This window comes from Pseudomonas sp. p99-361, assembly GCF_003935475.1.
In the GTDB taxonomy this organism is placed as follows: Bacteria; Pseudomonadota; Gammaproteobacteria; order Pseudomonadales; family Pseudomonadaceae; genus Aquipseudomonas; species Aquipseudomonas juntendi.
The window spans coordinates 1-16,081 of record NZ_RHQO01000089.1; the positions used below are offsets into that span (position 1 = coordinate 1).

Below are 16,081 nucleotides of genomic sequence, written 5' to 3' on the forward strand. Positions count from 1 at the left end.
GATTGCGCCGCGCGGGCGGCGCTCGCTCTAACAGGCGCTGCATACCTTGTGGCAAACACCTGTCAGCCCTAAGGCGATCCCTGTGGGAGCTGGCTTGCCGGCGATAGGGTCAGACCTGCCTACCTCAGGGCAGCTCGCGGCACCGGTAGAACGCTGTCAGCACCTTCACCAGGTGCGCCAGGTCATGGCTACCACACAGCTCGCGAATCGAGTGCATGGCAAAGGTCGGCAAACCGATATCCACGGTGCGCACACCCAGGTGGCTGGCCGTGATCGGCCCGATGGTCGAGCCACAGCCCATGTCGCTGCGTACCACGAAGCTCTGCACGGGCACTTCTTCGGCCATGCACAGGTGGCGGAAGAACCCAGCGGTTTCGCTGTTGGTGGCGTAACGCTGGTTGTTGTTCACCTTGATCACTGGCCCGGCGTTGAGTTTGGGCCCATGGTTGCCGTCGTGCTTGTCGGCATAGTTGGGGTGCACGCCGTGGGCGTTGTCGGCCGATACCATCAGCGAACGCTGGATGGTGCGCACGTAGGTGTCGCCGTCGGGCAGCAGGCGTTGCAGGGTCTGCTCCAGCATCGGGCCATCGGCGCCGCAGGCCGAGCAGCTACCGACCTCTTCATGGTCGGTGCACACCAGCACGCAGGTTTCGTCGCTGTCGGCGGCCAGCAGTGCCTGCAGGCCGGCGTAGCACGACAGCAGGTTATCCAGGCGGGCCGCGGCGATGAAGTCGCCATTCAGGCCGACCAAGGCGGCCTGCTGGGTGTCGTAGAAGCTCAGTTCGTAGTCCAGCACCACGTCGGCGATCAGCTCGTGTTCACGGGCCAGTTGCTCGGTGAGCAAGGCGCGGAAGTCGATGCGTTCGTCACCGGCCACCTGGGCCAGAATCGGCGGCAGTTCGTTCTGCTGGTTGATCGCCCAGCCCTCATTGGCGGTGCGGTTCAGGTGGATGGCCAGGTTGGGGATGATGGCAATGGGCAGTTTGAAGTCGATGAGTTGGCTTTCGACCTTGCCATCACGGCGGTAGGTGACCCGCCCGGCCAGCGACAGGTCGCGGTCGAACCACGGCGCCAGCAGGGCGCCGCCATACACTTCCACACCCAGTTGCAAAAAGCCTTGGCGCTGCAGCTCGGGCTGCGGCTTGACCCGCAGGCAAGGGCTGTCGGTATGCGCGCCGACCATGCGGATACCGTGGTGTAGCGGGGCTTGCTTGCCCAACTTGATGGCGATGATCGATGAATCGTTGCGGGTAACGTAGTAGCGCCCGCCCGGCACCGTGGCCCAGCTATCACGCTCGTCCAGGCGCTGGTAACCGGCTGCCTCCAGGCGTTGGGCCAGGCTGGCGGTGGCATGGAAGGGCGTGGGGGAGGCCTTGAGAAAGTCGATAAGGCCAGAATTCAGTGCATCGCGCATAACTCACTCCAATTCGAGCTTCAAGCTATAAGCTTCAAGCCATAAGCTACAAGTCGTAAGCTGCAAGCTTCAAGCAAAGGCAGTCCGCGGAGCAAGCTTCCACGCGATCTGTCTTTGCTTTTTCTTGCAGCTTGCAGCTTGCAGCTTGCAGCTTGAAGCTTGAAGCTTGCAGCTTGCAGCTTGCAGCTTAAAAAGGTGCAGGGCACTCGAACTTCAGCCGTTGCCCGGAAACCGGGTGGGTGAAGCTCAGCATCGAGGCGTGCAGGCACAACCGCTCATGCGCCGCCAATGCCTGCGGGTTGGCATACAGGCGATCGCCCAGCAACGGGTGCCCGATCGACAGCATGTGCACGCGCAACTGGTGTGAACGCCCGGTGATCGGGGTCAGCTCCACCCGGCAGTGGTCGCCACAGCGCTCTACGATGCGCCAGAAGGTCAGGGCATGCTTGCCTTGCTCATGGTCGACCACGTGGCGGGGCTTGGTCGGCGGGTCGTAGCGCAGCGGCAGGTCGATGCTGCCGCTGTCCAGCGCCGGCTGCCCCCAGCACAACGCGGTGTAGGCTTTTTCGGTTTCACGGTCGTGGAACTGGCGCGACAGCTCGCGGTGGCTGTCGGCATCGCGGGCCAGCAGGATGATGCCCGACGTTTCCCAGTCCAGGCGGTGCACGATCAGGGCGTCGGGGTAGCCGTTTTGCTGCAGGCGGGTGATCAGGCAGTCCTTGTTGTCGTCGGCGCGGCCAGGCACCGACAGCAGCAGCGTCGGCTTGTTGATCACCAGGATGGCGGCGTCTTCGTGCAGGATCTGGATGTTCGACAGCGGCATTGCTCGGTCTCGGTTATATCAGGGGAAAACAGCGGGGCCGCTTTGCGGCCCTTTCGCGACACAAGGCCGCTCCCACAGGGGAGTGCATAACCCTTGTGGGAGCGGCCTTGTGTCGCGAAAGGGCTGCAACGCAGCCCCGGCTTTTTTGCCGAATCAACGATCCGGCAAGGTAATGTTCAGCTCCAGAATGGAGCAGCTGCCCTGGTTCTCCAGCTCGATATGCACGTCGTCATTGCCGATGTTCACATACTTGCGGATCACTTCCAGCAGTTCTTTCTGCAGCTCCGGCAGGTAGTCCGGCTCGCTGCGCTGGCCGCGCTCGTGCGCCACGATGATCTGTAGACGCTCTTTCGCCACCGACGCACTGGTCTGTTTCTGTCTGCCACGAAAGAAGTCAAAAAGGTTCATGGTTTATTTGCTCCCGAAAATGCGCTCGAAGAATCCTTTCTTCTGTACATCGATGAAGCGCATTGGCTTCTCTTTGCCCAACAGGCGGTCGACTGCATCGCTGTAGGCCTGGCCAGCGTCGCTCTGGTCATCGAGGATGACCGGTATACCCTGGTTGGAAGCCTTGAGCACAGCCTGAGACTCCGGGATGACGCCTTTGAGTTTGATCGACAGGATTTCTTCGACGTCGGCCACGCTGAGCATTTCGCCCTTCACCACGCGCTCGGGATGGTAGCGGGTGATCAGCAGGTGCTCCTTGATCGGCTCTTCGCCGTTCTCGGAACGGCGCGATTTGCTCGACAGGATACCCAGCATGCGGTCCGAGTCACGTACCGACGACACTTCAGGGTTGGTCACGACAATCGCTTCGTCGGCGAAATACATCGCCAGGTGCGCGCCTTTCTCGATACCGGCCGGCGAGTCGCAGATCACGTACTCGAAGTCCTTTTTCAGGTCCATCAGTACCTTTTCCACGCCTTCCTGGGTCAGCGCGTCCTTGTCACGGGTCTGGCTGGCGGCCAGCACGTACAGGTTCTCGAGGCGCTTGTCCTTGATCAGGGCCTGCTGCAGGTTGGCTTCGCCGTTGACCACGTTGACGAAGTCGTACACCACGCGGCGTTCGCAGCCCATGATCAGGTCGAGGTTACGCAGGCCCACGTCGAAGTCGACGATGACGGTCTTGTGGCCGCGCAGTGCGAGGCCGGTACCAATGGCGGCGCTGGTGGTGGTCTTGCCCACACCCCCCTTGCCGGAAGTAACCACGAGAATCTTGGCCAAGGTGTTTCACCCCTAAAATAGTCGGGACACTTGTCCCTGCAAAAAACTGAAATAGCTTTAATAGCTCAAATAAAAGGCAACTGTAAAAAAAGTTGCACTAAAAATGCTGGCAAGTATCCGTTAAAGACGGGTGATGTTCAACACGTCACCAGACAGGCTGACTTGCACGCCGGTGCCCCACAGCGGGTCGCGGCGCAGGTCTTCGCAGACCTTGTACTGGCCAGCGATGGAGACCATTTCGGCGGTCATCTGCTGGCAGAAGATACGTGCCTTGGTATTGCCTTTGATGCCGGCCAGGGCGCGGCCGCGCATGGCGCCGTACACATGGATGTTGCCATCGGCCAGAAGTTCCGCACCTGGGCTGACCGAAGCCGTGACTATCAGATCGCCACCTTGGGCGTAGATCTGCTGGCCGCCGCGTACCGGCGAAGTGATGATACGGGTCGGGCGTACCTCCGGCTCCGGGGCTGGGGGCGGTACCGGGGCGGGTTCGGGTTTTTTCACCGCTTCGGGTTCGGGCTCCAGCGGCCGCTCACGGGCGCCGGACGGCGGCAGCACGGGCAGGTCGATGGCGATGGCGGCGGCGATGTCCTCGATGCGGCTGGCACGAATGGCCAGCGTACGCAGGCCATGGTGGCGGCAGATCCGCATCAAGCCGGGCAGGTCGATTGCCCCTTCATCGGCAGGCAGCTTGTCCAGCGCCAGCACCAGCGGCGTGTTACTGAAGAAGTTCGGCGCCTGGGCGACTTTGGCCGCCAGCTGGCGGTCCAGGGCTTCAAGGTCATTGCGCGCCAGTTCCAGTACGGTGATGGCAAGCATGCTGCCCTTGAGCTGGAACACGGAAGCGGTGTCGGGTGTGTGGTTTGGGCTCATGGTCTGCATAGACGGCTTGTTGCGGAAAAAGTGCCCTGACTTATAACGAGAACACCGGTTGCCCGCAACATGCGCTGATCCGTTGTAGAATGCGCAGCCTTTGTCTTTCCGGATGCTTCAATGGAACGCCCGCGTTTTCGTCGCTATTACCTTCACCCAAAGTTCTGGGGCCTGTGGCTGGGCCTGGGCCTGCTGTGGCTGGTAGTCCAGTTGCCGTACCGGGTGCTGTTGAAAATCGGTGCCGCGCTGGGCGCGGTGATGTACCACTTTGCCGGCGAGCGCCGGCGCATTGCTGCGCGCAACCTGGAGCTGTGCTTTCCGGAGCTGTCAGTCGACGAACGGCAGCGGTTGCTGAAGGCCAACTTCGCGTCCACCGGCATCGCCTTCTTCGAAATGGCCATGAGCTGGTGGTGGCCCAAGGCGCGGCTGGCACGCCTGGCCCATGTCGAGGGCCTGGAGCACCTGCAAGCCGCGCAGCAGGCGGGGCAGGGGGCCATCCTGATGGCGGTGCACTTTACCACCCTGGAAATCGGCGCGGCGCTGCTGGGCCAGCAGCACACCATCGACGGCATGTACCGCGAGCATGGTAACGCGCTGTTCGATTTCATCCAGCGCAGCGGCCGCGAGCGCCACAACCTCGATTCGCTGGCGGTGGAACGTGAGGATGTGCGTGGCATGCTCAAGCTGCTGCGTTCGGGCCGGGCGATCTGGTACGCGCCGGACCAGGACTACGGCACCAAGCAGAGCCTGTTCGTGCCGCTGTTCGGCATACCCGCCGCAACGGTCACGGCCACCACCAAGTTTGCCCGGCTGGGCAAGGCGCAGGTCATTCCGTTCACCCAGAAACGCCTGGACGATGGCAGCGGCTACCGGCTGGTGATCCACCCACCGCTGGCGGACTTCCCCGGGGAAAGCGAAGAGGCCGATTGCCTGCGCATCAACCAGTGGGTCGAAAGCGTGCTGCGCGAATGCCCCGAGCAGTACCTGTGGGCGCACCGCCGGTTCAAGTCGCGGCCCGAAGGGGCTGAGCGGCTGTATGACAAGAAAAAGCGTTGAACCCTGTGGCGTCGGGAAGCACGCCATGGCCCCACCTGCGGTAACCGGCCTTATCCTGTCTGGCGGTGGCGCCCGCGCCGCCTATCAGGTCGGCGTACTGGCCGGCATCGCCGAGCTGTTGCCGGCCAGCGCAGCCAACCCGTTCCCGGTGATCGTCGGCACTTCGGCAGGGGCCATCAACGCCGTGACCCTGGCCAGCGGTGCCGGCCAGTTCAACAGCGCTGTGCAACGGCTGACGCACTTCTGGCAGAACATTTCCAGCCACCTGGTGATCCGCAGTGACTGGCCTGGGGTGGTGCGCCAGGCCAGCCGGTTTGTCGGCCACAACCTGCTTGGGCTGGGCGGCCAGGCGCCCGTGGCGTTGCTCGACAGCCGGCCGCTGCGCACCTTGCTGGAGGCGCAGCTGAACCTGGATGGCATTGGCCAGGCCTTGGCCGCCGAGCAACTGCGCGCGGTAGCGGTAACCGCCTTCGGTTACGAGTCCGGCCAGGCGGTGACCTTCTACCAGGGCCGAGGCTCGATCGAGGCCTGGTTGCGCCACCGCCGCATCGGCGTGCCCACGCCGCTGGGCATCGACCACCTGCTGGCCAGTGCGGCGATTCCGCTGCTGTTCGCGCCGGTGCAGTTGGGTGACGAGTATTACGGTGACGGTGCGGTGCGACAGTCCGGTCCCACAAGCCCGGCCCTGCACCTGGGCGCCAGCCGGGTGCTGGTGGTCGGCGTCAGCGGCAACCCGCAGCGGCCTGCGCCACCCTTGCCAACCCAGCGGGTGTTCAGCGGGCGGCAGCCGAGCCTGGCGCAGATCGGTGGGCACCTGCTCAACAGTACCTTCATTGACAGCCTGGAAGATGACATCGAACTGCTGCAGCGGCTCAACCACCTGGGCCGGCTGTTGCCAGCGCACCTGGACGCACGCCGCCTGGGCCTGGCACCGATCGATGTGCTGGTGGTTGCGCCCAGCCAGCCGCTGGATGAGATTGCCGCGCGTCACCGCCGCGACCTGCCGGCGGCGCTGCGCCTGTTCCTGCGCGGGCCGGGGGCAACCCGTACCAGTGGGGCGGGGGTGTTGAGCTATCTGCTGTTCGAAGCCGGTTATTGCAGTGAGCTGATCGAGTTGGGGCGCCGCGACGCCTTGGCCAAAAAGCGCGAGCTGTGCCAGTTTTTGGGTATCGGATAACGCCTGCGCCGGCCCTTTCGCGGCATTGCACCGCCGCCAAAGGGCCGGGCCGGGTTAGTCGGCTATCTGCAGCTTGCGCGACTGGGTATACACGTAGCGCACTTTTTCATACTCGAACGGCGAGTTGAGCTGGCCATAGCGGAATTTGGTGTTGTAGCGCTTGTCCACCACGCGCAAGGCGAAGATCTCAGGGTGGTCCTTGCTGGCGTCGGCCACGTTGAGGTAGTTGATGCTCTGCTCGCCGGCGTAGTCCACTGCCAGGCCGGTGGTATCGCGCAGGTTCGACGGGCCCAGCAGCGGCAGCATCAGGTACGGCCCTTCGGGTACCCCGTAGAAGCCCAGCGTCTGGCCAAAGTCTTCGCTCTGCCGTGGCAGGCCCATGCTGGTGGCCGGGTCCCACAGCCCGCCTACGCCAATGATGGTATTGAACATCAACCGCGCCGTGATCTCGGCCGAGCGTTTGGCCTTGAGCTGCAGCACGCTGTTGAACAGGTTCGGCACATCGCCCAGGTTATTGAAGAAGTTGCTGACCCCGGTGCGGACGAAGCTTGGCGTAACGTACTGGTAGCCGTTCACCAACGGCAGCAGCACCCACTGGTCGAGGCGGTAGTTGAAATGGTAGATGCGCCGGTTGACCGACTCCAGCGGGTCGTACACGTTCAGCGCCTCCAACGTGGAGCGCTCGAACTCGCGCTGGTCCAGGCCGGGGTTGAATTTCAGCTCGCGCAGCGGGTCGAGAAAACCGTCGGACTCGGGCACCAGTGGCGCTGTGCCAACCACCTGCGGGTCGGCCTCGACCACGCTGGCCCGCGGTGCGGTTTCGGCGGCCAGGGTGTGGCCGGCGGCTAGCAGGGCAGTGGCGAAGAGGAGTTTGTTAACCACGGAAGAACTCCAGCATGGCGTCGCTGTTGACGCGGTAGTTGAGGTTGCCGCAATGGCCGCCATGGGGGTAGAGGGTCAGCCGGTCACCAAAGACCTTGCGCAGGAAGCCGATGTCGCCCGGGCCGAGGATGACGTCGTCGGCGTTGTGCATCACCGCGATCTTGTCGCTGCTGTGCAGGTAGTCTGCCAGCGCGTACAGGCTGACCTGGTTGATCAGTTGCAGGATGCTGTTGCCGTCGGTGCGTGCACGCCACATGGGGATTACCTGCTCGGTCATGTAGCAGTCGAAGTCACACTGCAGGGCACGTTTGAAGAACGGCGTGAGGCTGCTGCCTTCGGTGATCGGGTACTTCGGCGGAATGATCAGGCCGCGACGGTTGATCAGGTCGGAGGTAAAGGCAATGTCGGCCGCCGAGAAGCGGAACGAGGTGCCGATCAACATGGCCATCTGTTCGTTGGACAAATGTTGTTTCGACTGCTGGAAGTCGTACAACAGGGCATCGTTGAGGTCGATGTAACCCTTGTCCTGGAAGTAGCGGGTGAGCTTTTGCAGCATCAACTCGTAGAAGGTGGTGCTGCGGTCGATGCCCTTGACCTGGGTTTGCACCAGCTTGTCGAGGTTGTTGATCGAGGTGTACAGGTTAACCGGTGGGTTGAGCAGCAATACGCGCTTGAAGTTGAAGCTGCGGCGGGTTTCGTCCAGGTGGCTGACGAACGCCGCGTCGAGGGCCCCCAGGCTGTAGCCGGTCAGGTAGAACTCGCTGACCGGCAGGCGCGGGTGCTGGGCCCGCACGGCCTGCATGACCCGGTACAGGTCTTCGGCGTCTTCCTGGGTGATGCCGGGGGTGGCAAAGCGCGAGGCGGCGCTTATGAAGTCGTAGCTGGTAGGCGACGACAGCTGCACTACGTGAAAACCGGCCTGATAGAACAGCTTTTTCAGGTATTCGTTGATGGTGCTGCTGTAGGCGGCCCCGGTGCCGGCGATGATGAAGATCAGCGGCGCCGCGTGGTCCTGGCGGGCCAGGCGGTACTTGAGCTTTTTTACCGCCCAGAAGTTGTCGGGCAGGATGAACTCGCGCTCCGGGCGCAGGTTCAGGCTGTAGTCGGATTGGTTGATGTCTTCATCGCTGGGCAGGGTCGGGCGCTGCTCCGGCGGTGTGGTGGCGATGGTGGCCTCGAACGGGTTGGTCAAGGGGTAGCCATAGCTGGCGGCGTCGATATCGCGCGCTGAAGCGGCCACAGCCATGAGCAGGCCACCGAGCAAGGCAGCGAGGCGCAAAGTACGAAGCATGTAATCCCCCAAAAGAACGCAAGGTAAAGCGTATGCAGGCTAGGACCACTGCGGGCTGAACAAAGTTGCCTGGCGTAGTGGCCTTTGGTGTTCTTGTTATCTGCAACATAGCTGCAGGCCGACAATTTTGCCTTATCACGGGCGATGGGTGATCATCGTTTTCTTCGATAGTGACTGTAGGGTAAACAGGATGTCTCGTGCCTTGACGGCAGCCATGGTCATGCTGTTCATCGGGCTGTGGCTCGCAGCCAGTTATGCGGTGCGTTACGGGCTGATGGAAGACGGCCAGTGGGTCGGCCTGTGCACGTTACCGGCGGCGTACTGGCAGTGCGAGGTCCGGTCGTTGCTGGGGTTGGGCATTCACCACCAGGTGCTGGCCTGGGGCGGGTTGGGCCTGGCCCTGTTGGCGCAGGTGGTCGCCGGCCGTGCAGGCTGGTGGCTGGCCTTCCTGGCCCTGGTGTTCGCGGTGCCGGCGCTGGTGCTGTATACCGCCAGCATTGCGGTGTTTGCGCTAGTGCTGGCGGGCTTGCGGTTGGTCCGCTCGCAGCAGCGGGCCTGACCAGGCCAACCGCCGCATCAAAGGTGCGCCGCGGCCGCCATCACACCGCGCGCAGCCGCAAGCTGCGCCACAGCGCCACTGTCATTACCACGCTCACCACCGCCCACCCCCAGGCCTGGCGGTTCTGCAGCCCTTCAACAAACAGCTGTGGCGCCACCCCGGCGCCCACGATAAACGCCAGCAATGCCACCTCCGCCCGCGGCGCGCGCACCGGCCACAGCGCGTACACCAGCGCCGGCAACGCCAGCGCTGCAGTGGGGAAGCTGCGGTAGCGCGGGTCGAACACCAGCGCCAGCATGCTCACCGCCGCAGCGAAGCCTGCTGCCAGCAACAGCCAGCCGGCGCGCGCCTGCAACCCGGCGAACAGCCGCTCGCGCCAACCGGCGCGCTGCGCCTGGGCCAACACGGCATGGGCCAGCACCAACAGGTTCAGTGCGACCAGCGCCAGCGCCCACACCCATTCCCCGGCGAAGCGCGCATGGGTACGCACCAGCTCGCCCCACAAGCCCAGGCAACCCGCCCCCAGCGCTGCCAGCAGCGGTAACAGCAACGCCGCCCGCAGGGTGGCGGGGCGCCCGGCCAGCACCAGCATGACCAGCATCAGCCCGGCGCTGCCCAGCAACCACTGCGGCCAGTAGTGCAGGTTGCTCACCGGCCCTTCCAGCACACCCTTGTCCTGCCGGTCGGCATCGTACAACCCCCAGTACCCGCCCACCGCACCTTCGTTGGCACGCTTCCACGGCTGGTCGAAGGCCTCGATCAGGTTGTAGTGCCAGCCATTGGCCTCTGCCATGCTCACAAAACCACGAATGAAGCGCGCTTCATTGACCCGGCTGGGCACTGCCGTCTCGCGCTGGCGGCCTTCGCTGGGCCAGCCGGTTTCACCAATCAGGACGTCCTTGGGCGCAAAGCGCGTACCGAACACCCGGCGTACATCGGCGACATGGGCCAAGGCCTGGTCGATGCCCTGGGGGTCGTCCTCCCAGTAGGGCAACAGGTGAATGGTGAGGAAGTCCACCGCCGGTGCCACCTGCGGGTGCTGCAACCAGAACTCCCAGACATCGGCGTAGGTCACCGGCACGTGCACCTGGCTTTTCACCCGGGCGATCAGCGTGGCCAGGTGTGCACCGGTCACCTCCTTGCGCAGCAGGGTTTCGTTGCCGACGATCACTGCGCTGACCACGTCGGGGTTGGCATTGGCGGCGGCGATCAGCAGGTTGATTTCCCGCTCGGTGTCGGCGGCGTGCGCATTGACCCAGGCCCCCAGCATCACCTTCAGGCCGTGCTTGCGCGCCAGCGCCGGTATTGCTTCAAGACCGGTCATGGAATAGGTGCGAATGCACTGAAAGCGTTCGGCCAACAAGGCCAGGTCGGCATCCATGCGCTGCGGGCGCAGCCGAAACGGTTGGTCGTAGGGCGACTGGTCCTTGTCGAACGGTGTGTACGAGGCACATTGCAGCTTGTGTGCAGGGCTCGCGGCATCGGGCAGTTGCAGCGGCTTGCCAAGCCCGTACCAGAGCGCTCCCAGCCCCAGCAGGGCGAACAGGAAGGCAAGCAGGTACAACGGCAGCAGCGCGCGGGCAGAACGGGGCATCAGGCGGTCCATCGTCAGGCACAAAGGGATAGATAGTAGCCCGGCGCCAAAGCTTTGGCATGCAAGGATCGCGCAGGTCGTGGTGGGCATATGGCGCTAATGGCACAGTGCTGTCGCATATGGGGCAGGTACAGGTCGCAGCTGGATCAGGTCGCCCGGGGTTGCAGGCAGATGATGGAATCTCCAAGACCTGACGAGGGGATGCTTTGATGGCGACTTTGAAAAAAATGCGACGTTTCCTGGGCGTGGGCACTGCCCTGGTACTGGGATTGAGCGCAGCACAGGCAATGGCCAAGGAAGTGAGCATTGGCTACGTGGACGGCTGGGCCGACAGCGTGGCAACCACCAACGTGGCGGCCGAAGTAATCAAGCAGAAGCTCGGCTACGATGTGAAGTTGCAGGCCGTTGCCACCGGGATCATGTGGCAGGGTGTGGCGACCGGCAAGCTCGATGCCATGTTGTCGGCCTGGTTGCCGGTGACCCATGGCGAGTACTGGGCCAAGAACAAGGATAACGTGGTCGACTACGGCGCCAACTTCAAAGATGCCAAGATCGGCTTGATCGTGCCTGAGTACGTCAAGGCCACCAGCATCGCCGACCTCAAGACCGACAACAGCTTCAAGCAGAAGATCGTCGGCATCGATGCAGGCTCGGGCGTGATGATCAAGACCGAACAGGCCATCAAGGACTACGACCTGACCGGCTACAAGCTGCAAGCCAGCTCGGGCGCCGCGATGACCGCCGAACTGGGCCGCGCCTACGCCAAGCAGCAGTCGATTGCAGTGACCGGCTGGGTGCCGCACTGGATGTTCGCCAAGTGGAAGCTGAAGTTCCTCGAAGACCCGAAAGGCGTTTATGGCGCGTCGGAAACCGTAAACAGCATCGGCAGCAAAGAACTGGCGACCAAGGCACCGGAAGTGGCCGAGTTCCTGAAGAAATTCAGCTGGCAGTCCAAAGACGAGATTGGCGAAGTGATGCTGGCCATCCAGGAAGGCGCCAAGCCTGAAGCGGCGGCCAAGGATTGGGTGGCCAAGCACCCGGACCGCGTGAAGGAATGGACTGGCAAGTAACGACCTGAAGGGCCGGTTTTGTTGCTTCGCGGGTAAACCCGCTGCCGCAGGGCAGCGGGTTTTCTCGCGAATGGGCCGGCACTTTGTTACGCAAACGGTAAAACACCGTTGCATCTAAGACTAAGGTCGTCTGGTTGGCGTCCATCGGCAGCATAAAGTAAGGGTGTGGGTGTTTCCCTACTTGTGCTGCTAGGACAAAAACAATGAACGACAGCATTTACCTCTCGATACAAAACAGCCCTCGCTTCAAGGAGCTGGTCAGCAAACGCGAACGGTTCGCCTGGATCCTCTCGGCGATCATGCTCGGCTTGTACTGCGCTTTCATCCTCCTCATTGCCTACGGTCCTCACATACTGGGCGCAAAGCTCAGCCCTGAGTCGTCGATCACCTGGGGTATCCCCATTGGCGTCGGCCTGATCGTCTCGGCATTCGTCCTTACCGCCATCTACGTGCGCCGCGCCAACGGCGAGTTCGATGAGCTGAACAAGGCCATCCTGAAGGAGGCGCAACAATGATTCGCCACGCCAAAGCCCTGGCCATACTGGCCTGCGGAGCCTTCGCACCCGCCGTGTGGGCCGCCGATGCCCTGACCGGCGAGGTGCAGAAGCAACCGCTGAACGTCTCTGCCATCGCCATGTTCGTAGCGTTCGTCGCTTTCACCCTGGGCATTACCTACTGGGCCTCCAAGCGCAACAAGTCGGCGTCCGACTACTACGCCGCCGGCGGCAAGATCACCGGTTTCCAGAATGGCCTGGCGATTGCCGGCGACTACATGTCGGCAGCCTCGTTCCTGGGCATTTCCGCACTGGTGTTCACCTCTGGCTACGATGGCCTGATCTACTCGATCGGCTTCTTGGTCGGCTGGCCGATCATTCTCTTCCTGATTGCCGAACGCCTGCGCAACCTGGGCAAGTACACCTTCGCCGACGTGGCGTCGTACCGCCTCGGGCAAAAGGAAATCCGCACCTTGTCGGCTTCCGGCTCGCTGGTGGTGGTGGCGTTCTACCTGATCGCGCAGATGGTCGGTGCCGGCAAGCTGATCGAGCTGCTGTTCGGCCTGGACTACCATGTGGCGGTGATCCTGGTGGGTATCCTGATGTGCCTGTACGTGCTGTTCGGCGGCATGCTCGCCACCACCTGGGTACAGATCATCAAGGCCGTGCTGTTGCTGTCCGGTGCCAGCTTCATGGCGCTGATGGTGATGAAACACGTGGGCTTCGACTTCAACACGCTGTTCTCCGAAGCGATCAAGGTGCACGCCAAGGGCGAGGCCATCATGAGCCCGGGCGGCCTGGTCAAAGACCCGATCTCGGCGTTCTCGCTGGGCCTGGCGCTGATGTTCGGTACGGCAGGCCTGCCGCACATCCTGATGCGCTTCTTCACCGTCAGTGACGCCAAGGAAGCCCGCAAGAGCGTGCTGTACGCCACCGGCTTCATCGGCTACTTCTACATCCTCACCTTCATCATCGGCTTTGGCGCCATCCTGCTGGTCAGCACAAACCCTGACTTCAAGGACGCCGCCGGCGCGCTGCTGGGCGGCAACAACATGGCCGCGGTGCACCTGGCCAATGCCGTGGGTGGCAGCGTATTCCTCGGCTTCATCTCGGCAGTGGCGTTCGCCACCATCCTGGCGGTGGTCGCCGGCCTGACCCTGGCGGGTGCCTCGGCAGTGTCCCACGACCTGTACGCCAGCGTGTGGCGCAAGGGCAAGGCCAACGACAAGGACGAGATCCGCGTGTCGAAGATCACCACCGTCGCCCTCGGCGTACTGGCGATCGGCCTGGGCATCCTGTTCGAGAAGCAGAACATCGCCTTCATGGTCGGCCTGGCGTTCTCCATCGCCGCCAGCTGCAACTTCCCGGTCCTGCTGCTTTCGATGTACTGGAAAAAGCTGACCACCCGTGGCGCCATGATCGGCGGCTGGCTGGGCCTGGTCAGCGCAGTGACGCTGATGATCCTTGGCCCGACCATCTGGGTGCAGATCCTGGGCCATGAAAAGCCGATCTACCCCTACGAGTACCCGGCGCTGTTCTCGATGGCCATTGCCTTCGTCAGCATCTGGTTCTTCTCGGTCACCGACAAGTCCAAGGCCGCAGAAAACGAACGCGCGCTGTTCTTCCCGCAGTTCGTCCGTTCGCAGACTGGCCTGGGGGCTTCAGGCGCTGTGTCGCACTGAGCCCGCCCGCCCATAAAAAAACCGCGCCGAAGCGCGGTTTTTTTTTTGCCTAGCGTGGCGCGTCTAGATCCTGCCCAGCAGTAACAACACCAGCAGGACCACCAGTACCACGCCGACGATGCCGGACGGGCCGTAGCCCCAGCTGCGCGAGTGTGGGAAGACCGGTAAGCCACCAATCAACAGAAGAATCAGGATGATGATGAGGATCGTGGTCATGTACGTGTCCTTGCGTGGTTAGGGGTCAAGGGCCTCGGGTTGCCGGCCTCTTGTAAGTTCGGACTGGTGGGCAATGTGAAAGATTCCATTTTGTGCCGGTTCATGCCCCCACATTCACTACCCTGATGAACCCTGCCGTTGGCCAGGCCCTTGTTTAGACTCGTTTCATACCTCAACGAGACAGGGCCAGCCACCATGCACAACCGCATCATGATTACCGGAGCCGGCTCAGGCCTCGGGCGCGAAATTGCCCTGCGTTGGGCACGTGAGGGGTGGCGCCTGGCGCTGGCCGATGTCAACGAAAGCGGCCTGCGCGAAACGCTGGACCTGGCCCGTGCGGCCGGCGGTGAGGGTTTCGTCCAGCGCTGCGACGTGCGCGACTACAGCCAGCTCACAGCCCTGGCCCAGGCCTGTACCGAGCAGTTAGGTGGCATCGACGTGGTGGTCAACAACGCCGGGGTTGCCTCGGGCGGTTTTTTTGCCGAGCTGTCGCTGGAAGACTGGGATTGGCAGATCGCCGTCAACCTGATGGGCGTGGTGAAGGGCTGCAAGGCCTTCCTGCCCCTGCTGGAGCGCAGCAAGGGGCGCATCATCAACGTCGCGTCGATGGCCGCCCTGATGCAGGGGCCGGGCATGAGCAACTACAACGTCGCCAAGGCCGGCGTGCTGGCGCTGTCGGAGAGCCTGCTGGTGGAATTGCGCCAGGTGGAGGTGGCGGTGCATGTGGTGTGCCCGTCGTTCTTCCAGACCAATCTGCTGGACTCGTTCCGCGGCCCGAACCCGGCCATGAAGGCGCAGGTCGGCAAGTTGCTGGAAGGGTCGCCGATCAATGCGGCGGACATTGCCGACTACATCCACCGGCAGGTCGCTGCTGGCGAGTTCCTGATTATGCCGCATGAGGCCGGGCGGCAGGCTTGGGAATTGAAGCGGCAAGCCCCCGAGCGGCTCTACCAGGAAATGGCCGAAATGGCCGTGAAAATGCGTGCCAAAGCTGTTTCGCGATGAAATATCTGTAGGGCGAATTACCAGTAGATGTAGGGCGCTTCTGAATCGCTGCGGAGCTATTGAGTAGCCTGATCCTGACGATGCAGTCTCCGGTTTTACCTTGTGCAGGAGGACCGGAACATGCTGGTGATAGGGCGCGAAGTGGGCGAGGTCATCATGATCGGTGAGAACATCCGCCTCGTGGTGGTCGAAACCCGTGACGGGGTGGTGCGCTTTGGCGTGGACGCCCCACGGGAAGTGCCGGTGCACCGGTCCGAGGTGTACAAGCGCATCAAGGAAGCCAAGAAAGCCGAGGCCGGCTAGTCGAGCAGTTCCCGCGGCACGTCATGCTTGGCCAGCAACTGGCACTGCTGGCTTTCGGGGTCGAACAGGATGAAGGCCTGGCCCTTGGCCAATGCCTGGCGTACCCGCAGTACCCGTGTTTCCAGCGGGGTATCGTCACCATTGTCGGTACCGTCGCGGGTGACGAAGTCTTCGATCAGGCGGGTCAGTGTTTCGGCTTGCAGTTGCTCGTAAGGGATCAGCATGGGGCGGTGTCTCGGGTTACGGTGGGGGCATGCTACGCGAAACATTGGGGCTTTTGGGGCCGCGTTGCGGCCCATCGCGACACAAGGGCGCACCTCAACGACCGTGCAATTTTTGAGCTGTGGGAGATTCTATGGTTCCTGGCAAGGGTAGCCGGAGCATCTTCAGCGCCTGTGAGATCGAGCGCCGCCCGCGC

General features: G+C 62.8%; 18 protein-coding genes. 8 read left to right on the forward strand and 10 right to left on the reverse strand.

All coding sequences use genetic code 11. The features are described 5' to 3' along the window. Positions 1 to 124: 124 nt before the first annotated feature. The 5 genes from EGJ22_RS23610 to minC all read right to left on the reverse strand — a co-directional run bounded on the left by EGJ22_RS23610 (position 125) and on the right by minC (position 4,343). On the reverse strand, positions 125 to 1,414 hold the full coding sequence (locus EGJ22_RS23610; RefSeq protein WP_125920425.1) for a M18 family aminopeptidase: 1,290 nt from the start codon (positions 1,412 to 1,414) through the stop codon (positions 125 to 127). A gap of 187 nt (positions 1,415 to 1,601) precedes the next feature. Beyond that, on the reverse strand, positions 1,602 to 2,237 hold the full coding sequence (locus tag EGJ22_RS23615; RefSeq protein WP_009682848.1) for an RluA family pseudouridine synthase: 636 nt from the start codon (positions 2,235 to 2,237) through the stop codon (positions 1,602 to 1,604). 153 nt (positions 2,238 to 2,390) lie between these two features. Continuing rightward, entirely contained in the window at positions 2,391 to 2,645 is a 255-nt protein-coding gene (minE, locus tag EGJ22_RS23620; protein ID WP_009682849.1) for a cell division topological specificity factor MinE, read from the reverse strand. Between the two features lie 3 nt (positions 2,646 to 2,648). After that, positions 2,649 to 3,461 (reverse strand): septum site-determining protein MinD, encoded by an 813-nt coding sequence (gene minD, locus EGJ22_RS23625; RefSeq protein WP_003252574.1) that lies wholly within the window; start codon positions 3,459 to 3,461, stop codon positions 2,649 to 2,651. A 120-nt stretch (positions 3,462 to 3,581) separates the two neighbouring features. Then, a complete protein-coding gene (minC, locus tag EGJ22_RS23630) occupies positions 3,582 to 4,343 on the reverse strand; it encodes a septum site-determining protein MinC (RefSeq protein WP_009682850.1) in 762 nt (253 codons plus the stop codon). A 111-nt stretch (positions 4,344 to 4,454) separates the two neighbouring features. Between minC and EGJ22_RS23635 the strand changes: the two genes are divergently transcribed. After that, positions 4,455 to 5,390, forward strand: a complete 936-nt coding sequence (locus tag EGJ22_RS23635; protein WP_009682851.1) for a lipid A biosynthesis lauroyl acyltransferase — start codon at positions 4,455 to 4,457, stop codon at positions 5,388 to 5,390. Between the two features lie 25 nt (positions 5,391 to 5,415). Then, positions 5,416 to 6,567 carry a patatin-like phospholipase family protein gene (locus EGJ22_RS23640; protein ID WP_125920426.1) on the forward strand — a complete coding sequence of 384 codons (1,152 nt, stop codon included), beginning with the start codon at positions 5,416 to 5,418 and terminating at the stop codon, positions 6,565 to 6,567. Positions 6,568 to 6,621: 54 nt separating this feature from the next. Here EGJ22_RS23640 and EGJ22_RS23645 read toward each other — a convergent pair whose 3' ends face one another. Next, entirely contained in the window at positions 6,622 to 7,449 is an 828-nt protein-coding gene (locus tag EGJ22_RS23645; RefSeq protein WP_009682854.1) for a VacJ family lipoprotein, read from the reverse strand. After that, positions 7,442 to 8,740 (reverse strand): serine protein kinase PrkA, encoded by a 1,299-nt coding sequence (locus tag EGJ22_RS23650; protein WP_009682855.1) that lies wholly within the window; start codon positions 8,738 to 8,740, stop codon positions 7,442 to 7,444. The genes EGJ22_RS23645 and EGJ22_RS23650 overlap by 8 nt, the downstream gene beginning before the upstream one ends. A 190-nt stretch (positions 8,741 to 8,930) precedes the next feature. Here EGJ22_RS23650 and EGJ22_RS23655 point away from each other — a divergent pair, with 190 nt between their 5' ends. After that, the gene (locus EGJ22_RS23655; RefSeq protein ID WP_033690406.1) at positions 8,931 to 9,299 is read left to right on the forward strand and encodes a hypothetical protein; all 369 of its coding nucleotides are present in this window, start codon (positions 8,931 to 8,933) and stop codon (positions 9,297 to 9,299) included. A gap of 40 nt (positions 9,300 to 9,339) precedes the next feature. Here EGJ22_RS23655 and EGJ22_RS23660 read toward each other — a convergent pair whose 3' ends face one another. Next, positions 9,340 to 10,905 (reverse strand): beta-1,6-glucan synthase, encoded by a 1,566-nt coding sequence (locus EGJ22_RS23660; protein WP_009682857.1) that lies wholly within the window; start codon positions 10,903 to 10,905, stop codon positions 9,340 to 9,342. A 197-nt stretch (positions 10,906 to 11,102) separates the two neighbouring features. On the opposite strand from EGJ22_RS23660, the gene EGJ22_RS23665 reads away from it, so the two are divergent. From EGJ22_RS23665 to EGJ22_RS23675, 3 genes are all read left to right on the forward strand, one after another. Beyond that, positions 11,103 to 11,963 carry a glycine betaine ABC transporter substrate-binding protein gene (locus EGJ22_RS23665; protein ID WP_009682858.1) on the forward strand — a complete coding sequence of 287 codons (861 nt, stop codon included), beginning with the start codon at positions 11,103 to 11,105 and terminating at the stop codon, positions 11,961 to 11,963. 203 nt (positions 11,964 to 12,166) lie between these two features. Next, positions 12,167 to 12,478: a DUF485 domain-containing protein gene (locus tag EGJ22_RS23670; protein WP_009682859.1), complete on the forward strand. Its 312-nt coding sequence runs from the start codon at positions 12,167 to 12,169 to the stop codon at positions 12,476 to 12,478. Beyond that, the gene (locus EGJ22_RS23675; protein ID WP_009682860.1) at positions 12,475 to 14,139 is read left to right on the forward strand and encodes a cation acetate symporter; all 1,665 of its coding nucleotides are present in this window, start codon (positions 12,475 to 12,477) and stop codon (positions 14,137 to 14,139) included. The genes EGJ22_RS23670 and EGJ22_RS23675 overlap by 4 nt, the downstream gene beginning before the upstream one ends. A 63-nt stretch (positions 14,140 to 14,202) precedes the next feature. Here EGJ22_RS23675 and EGJ22_RS23680 read toward each other — a convergent pair whose 3' ends face one another. Beyond that, a complete protein-coding gene (locus tag EGJ22_RS23680; RefSeq protein WP_009682861.1) occupies positions 14,203 to 14,355 on the reverse strand; it encodes a DUF3309 family protein in 153 nt (50 codons plus the stop codon). Between the two features lie 195 nt (positions 14,356 to 14,550). Here EGJ22_RS23680 and EGJ22_RS23685 point away from each other — a divergent pair, with 195 nt between their 5' ends. Further along, on the forward strand, positions 14,551 to 15,360 hold the full coding sequence (locus tag EGJ22_RS23685) for an SDR family oxidoreductase (RefSeq protein ID WP_009682862.1): 810 nt from the start codon (positions 14,551 to 14,553) through the stop codon (positions 15,358 to 15,360). 120 nt (positions 15,361 to 15,480) lie between these two features. Next, on the forward strand, positions 15,481 to 15,663 hold the full coding sequence (gene csrA / locus EGJ22_RS23690) for a carbon storage regulator CsrA (protein WP_009682863.1): 183 nt from the start codon (positions 15,481 to 15,483) through the stop codon (positions 15,661 to 15,663). Here csrA and EGJ22_RS23695 read toward each other — a convergent pair. Next, a complete protein-coding gene (locus EGJ22_RS23695) occupies positions 15,660 to 15,887 on the reverse strand; it encodes a YheU family protein (protein WP_009682864.1) in 228 nt (75 codons plus the stop codon). The genes csrA and EGJ22_RS23695 overlap by 4 nt on opposite strands. Positions 15,888 to 16,081 lie beyond the last annotated feature (194 nt).